Origin of the sequence: Paramagnetospirillum caucaseum, assembly GCF_000342045.1 — a bacterium.
Taxonomy (GTDB): domain Bacteria; phylum Pseudomonadota; class Alphaproteobacteria; order Rhodospirillales; family Magnetospirillaceae; genus Phaeospirillum; species Phaeospirillum caucaseum.
The window spans coordinates 21957-28810 of the sequence record NZ_AONQ01000057.1; the positions used below are offsets into that span (position 1 = coordinate 21957).

At 64.6% G+C, this 6854-nt stretch carries 3 protein-coding genes; 1 reads left to right on the forward strand and 2 read right to left on the reverse strand.

The genetic code is table 11. The features are described from left to right. The first annotated feature begins 237 nt into the window (after nucleotides 1–237). A complete protein-coding gene (locus H261_RS17295; protein WP_008620046.1) occupies nucleotides 238–1860 on the forward strand; it encodes an ABC-F family ATP-binding cassette domain-containing protein in 1623 nt (540 codons plus the stop codon). An 8-nt stretch (nucleotides 1861–1868) separates the two neighbouring features. Here the strand turns inward: H261_RS17295 and H261_RS23490 are convergent, their stop codons facing one another. Both H261_RS23490 and H261_RS23495 read right to left on the reverse strand, forming a co-directional pair. Then, a complete protein-coding gene (locus H261_RS23490; RefSeq protein ID WP_008620048.1) occupies nucleotides 1869–3986 on the reverse strand; it encodes a response regulator in 2118 nt (705 codons plus the stop codon). Then, the coding region (locus H261_RS23495; protein ID WP_008620051.1) for a PAS domain-containing hybrid sensor histidine kinase/response regulator at nucleotides 3983–6854 on the reverse strand (2872 nt) is incomplete at its 5' end. The genes H261_RS23495 and H261_RS23490, both read right to left, overlap by 4 nt.

Consider the following 6854-nt stretch of genomic DNA (forward strand, 5'->3'; position numbering starts at 1 on the left):
TTTGGCAACCTCAAAGAGGTCTGCGGGACAGAGTCATGAACCGTGAACGGCATAGCTTAACCCTATCGTTAGAAGGGGTGAAGCCGGAACCGTCTTCCCGCCAAGCCAACGGGGCGCCATGCGCCGGCCGGATGCCGGTCTTCGGCCGGGGGAGGGCATCGCATCGATCAGGACTCTATCGCGTCGCGCATCCTGTGGCATAAGGGGGCCAACCACGGCACGGGAACCCAGGCGCACATGATCCGTTTCGAAAACATCAGCAAGCAGAACAGTCACCGGATCCTCTTTCTCGAGACGTCCGCAGCGCTCAACCGGGGGGAAAAAGTCGGCCTAGTCGGTCCCAATGGCACCGGCAAGACGACGCTGTTCCGTATGATCACGGGCGAGGAATCGCCGGACACGGGCCAGGTGGCCATCGAGAAGCAGGTCTCGATCGGCTATTTCAATCAAGATGTCGGCGAGATGTCCGGGCGCAGCGCGGTCGCGGAAGTGATGGACGGGGCCGGGCCGGTCAGCACCGTGGCGGCGGAATTGGCCAGCCTTGAAGCGGCCATGTGCGATCCCGACCGCGCCGACGACATGGACGCGATCATCGAGCGCTATGGCGAGGTTCAGGCGCGCTTCGAGGAGTTGGGAGGCTACGAACTGGAGGGCCGCGCGCGGGAAGTGCTGGCCGGGCTCAGTTTCAGTCAGGAAATGATGGAAGCCGACGTGGGGGCGCTGTCGGGCGGCTGGAAGATGCGCGTGGCGCTCGGCCGCATCCTGCTCATGCGGCCCGACGCCATGCTCCTGGACGAACCCAGCAACCACCTGGACATCGAAAGCCTGATCTGGCTGGAGGAATTCCTGAAGGGCTACGAAGGCGCTCTCCTGATGACCTCCCATGACCGCGAGTTCCTCAACCGGATCGTCACCAAGATCGTCGAGATCGACGGCGGATCGCTGACCACTTATTCCGGTGATTACGCATTCTACGAGCGGCAGCGGGCGTTGAACGAGAAGCAGCAGCAGGCGCAGTTCGAACGGCAGCAAGCCATGCTGGCCAAGGAGCTGAAGTTCATCGAGCGCTTCAAGGCCCGGGCCTCCCACGCGGCCCAGGTCCAAAGCCGGGTGAAGAAGCTGGACAAGATCGAGCGCTTCGAGCCGCCAAGGCGCCGCCAGATCGTATCCTTCGACTTCCCGCCGGCCCCGCGCTCGGGCGAGGATGTGGCGGTCCTGAAGAACGTGCACAAGGGCTATGGTCAGCGGGCCATCTATCAGGGCCTCGACCTCATCATCCGCCGCAAGGAGCGCTGGTGCGTCATGGGGGTCAACGGCGCGGGCAAGTCGACCCTCTTGAAGCTGGTGGCGCGCGCGACCGAACCGGATGCCGGGACCGTGGCCGTCGGCGCCAGCGTCAGGATGGGTTACTTCTCCCAGCACGCCATGGAACTGCTGGATGGCGAGCGGACCGTGTTCGAGTCCCTGGAAGATTCGTTTCCCCAGGCGAACCAGGGATCGCTGCGGGCGCTTGCCGGCTGTTTCGGCTTCTCCGGCGATGATGTGGAAAAGAAATGCCGCGTCCTGTCGGGGGGAGAAAAAGCCCGGCTGGTGATGGCGCTCATGCTCTTCAATCCGCCGAATTTCCTGGTGCTCGACGAGCCCACCAACCATCTCGATCTCGATACCAAGCAAATGTTGATCATGGCGCTGGCGGCTTACGAGGGCACCATGCTGTTCGTGTCGCACGACCGGCATTTCCTGGCGGCGCTTTCCAACCGGGTGTTGGAGTTGACGCCGGAAGGCGTCCACCAGTACAGCGGCGGCTATATGGAATATGTTGCGCGCACCGGGCATGAAGCCCCCGGGCTGCGCAGCTGATTGCCGGATCATCCAGGATCGACCGGCGGATCACCGCATATCAGGTCCCTCACCATCACCGAGAAATGGCCGATATCCAGGGGCTTGGTTGCGAATCCGTTGGCGCCGGCCTGGTAGGCCTTCTCTTGAGCGATATCGTCCGGGAAGGCGGTGCAAATAATGCAGGGCAGATCGGGCCGGATCGTCTTGATGCCTGAGACCAGTTCGGCGCCTGTCATGGCCGGCATCGCCTGGTCGGTGATGACCATATCCCAGGCGGCGGGATCTTCCCGTACATATCCGAGGGCGTCGACGGGGTTGTCGCAGACCGAAATCTCGTAGCCCAGGCGGAACAGGGCGGTCATCAGCATGTCGCCGAATTCGGAACTGTCCTCGACCAGCAGGATCGAGCCTTTGTGGGCTACCGGCAAAGGCGACGATGACCGCGCGTCCCCCTGTCCAAGGCCGTCGGCCATGGGGAGCAGGATGTCGAAGCGGCTTCCCCGCCCAGGCACGGAGGTAAGCAGCACCGCCCCTCCATGGCTGGCAACGGCGCCATGGACCACGGCCAGCCCAAGGCCGGTTCCCCCGGTTTTGCCCTTGGTGGTGAAGAAGGGATCGAAGACGCGGGAAACAGTGTCGGCATCCATGCCCTCGCCCGTGTCGCTGACAGTGAGGCGCAGATAGCGCATCTCGGGCTGCAAATGACCGAACCCCGCATGGATACGCCCCTCCATGCCTGTCCATGACTGGATGGGCGATTGGAGGGAGGTTTCCCCCGCCAACGCGGATCTCAGTTGCTGGAACGAAGGGGCTGCAAGGTCTGCGTCGCCGACCTCAATGGTCACCGTTCCCGGCCCGCCTTGCAGGGCCTCACTCGCGTTGACGGTAAGGTTGACCAGGACCTGGGTGATCTGGCTGCGGTGGCCCGCGATGGCCGGCTCCTCCACCTCGGTGCGAACGTCGAGCGTGGTGGTCGGGGGGACGATGGCCCGCAGGATATTCATGTTCTCGTCGATCAGGGCGCAGAGGTCGAACACTTCGAACGCGGCATCGCGGCGATTGGAGAAGGCGAGAATCTGGCCGATCAGGGATTTGGCCTGCTGCCCGGCCTTGACGATGCGGGTTCCATAACGGTGCAGCGGACTGTCCTCGGCGGTATCCTCGACGATGAACTGGGCAAAGCCGAGAATTGCTCCCAGAAGATTGTTGAAATCATGGGCGACGCCGGCGGTCAGCTGGCCCAACGCCTCGAGCTTGCGGGCCTGTTCCAGTTGCGATTCCAGACGCCGCTTCTCGTCTTCGCGCTGGCGGGCTTCGGTGACGTCGGTCAGCACCGCAACCCGGCCGCCATCGGGGAGCGCCCTGAGGTGGGCGAGTATCCGGTGTGGCCGGTTTTGGGAGGGAAGGTGAAGCGTCAATTCGCCGCTCCACCATCCGAGGCGATGGACCGCGTCGCGGGCAAGCCTGATCTCGGCGGCGTCGAAGATGGGCGTGCCGCCGATGACGATGTCTTCCGAGGTATGGCCGAGAAGTTCCTCCAGGCGTCCCAGACCGATGGTTCCGACCATCGCCTGGTTGGCATAGGTGATGCGGTTGTCCTGGGAAAGGATGGCGATGCCGTCGCCAGCCATGTCGAGGGCGGTCAGCACCCGCGACATCTCCCGGCGTTCCGCCTCCAGGGTGGCGGTTCTCTCCCGGACCCGCTGTTCCAGCAATTCCCTTTCCTCATCCAATGCCTTGTGCAGGCGGGCCAGGGTGATGTGGGTGTTGACCCGGGCCAGAACCTCTTCGGGCTGGTAGGGTTTGGTGATGTAATCGGCCGCCCCGAGGCTGAGGCCTTGCACCTTGTCCTCGATGGCATCGAGCGCGGACAGGAAGATCACCGGGGTTGCCGCATTGGTCGGATCGGCCTTCAGCCGCCGGCAGACCTCGAACCCGTCCAGTCCCGGCATGCGGATATCCAGCAGGATCAGTTCCGGCGGCCGCAACCGCGCCGTCCACAGGGCCAGTTCCCCATCGGGGGCCTGACGCACGGCATAGCCTGCGCCGGTCAGCAACTCCGACAGCAGTTCCAGGGAGGCCGGGGTATCCTCGACGATCAGGATTTCGCCCTTGCTCTCGGCCTGGGGGAGGGGAGGGGTCATTGGGAGCCTCCTTCCAGCATGCTCCACAATTCGCGGAACTTGGCGCCATCCATCAGCCCCTTGACGCGGCTGGCGATGTCGGGATGTTCGAGCGCCACGGACGCCAGGGCCTCGGCCAGCTTGGCCTGGCTCAGTTCCTGAACCGCCGCGGCGAGCGCGCCGCGAACCGGCGCCGACAGCGCCGCGACGTCCGCGGGGGTCAGGGCGGCGGCGGCTTGCGGCGGCGTCCAGACGCTCTCTTTCCGGCGGAAGCGGACCGCCAGCTGACGCTCGAGAAGCGCCAGAAGATCGTCCGGTTCGAACGGCTTGCGCAGGAAGTCGTCGGCCCCGGCCGCAAGGGTGATCAGCCGCTGTTCCTCGAAGGCGCTGGCGGTCAGGATGACGATGCGCGGCTGGCGGATACCGGTAAGCGCCCGGATCCGCCGAGTCGCCTCGACGCCGTCCATGACCGGCATGCGCCAGTCCATGATGATCAGGTCGGGAGAATCGCTCTGGACCGCCGCCACGGCCTCGGCGCCATCCGGCGCCTCCATGACGGTGAAGCCGAGCGGAACCAGCAGGGTCTTGAGCAGAACGCGGATATCCGCATTGTCCTCGGCCACCAGGATGCGCGGAGCGTCCGCCCCGGCTTCAAGTCCAACCACCTTGCCCGCGGGCGTGCAGGCCTCCGCCGGGACGGCGCAGGTCTCGAACACCAGGCTGAACCGGAACAGGGAGCCCAGCTTGGGCCAGGATTCCACGGCCAGGTCGCCTCCCATCATCCGCACATATTGCCGGGAGATGCCGAGGCCAAGGCCGGTCCCCGCATGGCTGTTGGCGGCCCCGGCCTGAACGAAGGGCTCGAAGATCCTGGCCTGATCCTCCCCGGAAATGCCTATGCCGCTGTCCGATACGGCCACGTCCAGACGGACCTTGCCCGGATCGGCATCGGTTGCCGCGACCTCCAGCCCGATCCGGCCGCGTTCCGTGAACTTGACGGCGTTGGACAGCAGATTGAGCAGCACCTGGCGCAGTTTGGTGGCGTCGGCGGCAATGCCGGCGGGCAGGTCGGAGGTCCGCACCGTCAGCTGAAGTCCCTTGTGCTCGGCGCGGGGGCGCATCATCTCGACCACGGACTCGATCAGATCGCCGATATTGGTGGGCCGCACCTCCAGATGCATGCCGCCGGCCTCGATCTTCGATAATTCCAGAACGTCGTTGATCAGGGTCAGCAGATGGTTGCCCGAGCGGTTGATGGTGGACAGTTTTCGCCTCTGGCCCTCCGTCAGGGTCATGTCCTCCGCCATCAGCTGGGAGAAACCGATCACCGAGGTCAGAGGCGTACGCAACTCGTGGCTCATGTTGGCGAGGAAGGTGCTCTTGGCGCTGTTGGCTTCCTCGGCCTTGCGCAAGAGGAGCATCACCGATTGCATTTGCTCCTGCACCAGCTCTTCCAGATGATTCTTGTGCCGGAGCAGTTCCTCCTCGACCCGTTTGCGCTCGCTCACGTCGCGGGCGACGGATGTGATGTCGATGATTTCGCCCAATTCGTCCCGGCGCAGGCAGATGTTCCAGGACATGTGGTGCGATCCGCCGTCGGCGTCGAGCATGCGGTTTTCGAAGGCGACAGAAACGGCGCCTGAAACGTTCCAATCCTCGAATGCCGCCTGGGTTTTTCCGCGGTCGTCCGGGTGAACGAAGTCAAAGGCCGATCGCCCGACGCACTGCTCGGGGGCAAAGCCGAACACGCTGTGGATGGCGTGGTTGACGTAGAGAATGGTTCCCTCCGCATCGACGCGGGAGATGAGGTCGGGCGTGGTGGTCACCAGATCGCGGAAGCGCTCCTCGCTGGCCCCGGCCTCGGCTTTGGCCTGCTTCAGGTTGCGGTTCATGACCAGCAGGGCAAAGGCCATGGTCGCCAGGGTCATGAACGCCGTGGCGGTGAAGATCACCGCCTGGCGATGCTCGTCCCATAATGAAGGAGGACGGTTCTCCAGGACGGCATCCGGCGGCAGGTGTCTGGTGTCGATCTCCCAGCGGATGATTTCCCGCCAGTCGAGTCTCGTGCGGCTCGGGGGGGCAAGGAGCGGCGGCGCCCCGGCCGGAAGGCTCCCCCCCGCGAGGCGGTCGAGCGCCAGCTTGGCAAGATGCTGGCCGATGCTCTGGAACCCGACCGTTCGGCCGCCGACGATTCCCCTGGCCATGACGCTGTCCCACATGGTGAAGACGGGGGCGTTGGCCCGGGCGGCGACCTGATGGACGACGTTGACGGGGGAACGGGACGTTCCGGTGCTGTCGGCATAGACCGTCGAGGCGAGGACCATGGTCCGTGGCGGCAGGGCGGCGACCCTGCCCATGATCTCCGGCAACGACAATTCCGAGGTGAACTCGAAATCCAGTTTGTCCTTCCACGGCTCGAAGGCGGCCCGGGCCTCCACTTCCAGGGACTTGTCGGCCGGGCTGGCTCCGGTGACCATGACCACGCGCCGGGTCTGCGGCAGCAATTGCAGCCCAAGCTCCAGGGTGCCGCGATAATCCACCTGATAAGGCAGGTGCGTGACCCGGGGGGAGGTGATCTGCCGGGCCTCTTCCGGTCGGAGCATCGCCGCGATGACCGGCTTCTTGGAAAGCGTGCCCCGCCCGTCCTCCAGGACGAAGTCCAGCGCGGGACGGTGGATGGTGAGAATTAATGAAATGTTCTTCCTGCTGAACTTTCCGTCAATCAAGGCCGCCAGCTGTTCCTTGTATTCCGGCGTGCCGAAGCGGACGAGGTCGAGGCGTTCGAAGAAAACCTGATCCCGGGTCGCGCCCGCCGCCAACAGGGTCGAGATGATGCCGTCGGCGATATCCCGATAGGCCACCACGTCTTCACCGAATGAGAAAAGAACC

What these genes read in the sequence shown, in the direction of transcription:
- H261_RS17295 (WP_008620046.1), top strand. Translation starts at nt 238, where the DNA reads ATGATCCGTTTCGAAAACATCAGCAAGCAGAACAGTCACCGGATCCTC.
- H261_RS23490 (WP_008620048.1), bottom strand. Translation starts at nt 3,986, where the DNA reads ATGACCCCTCCCCTCCCCCAGGCCGAGAGCAAGGGCGAAATCCTGATC.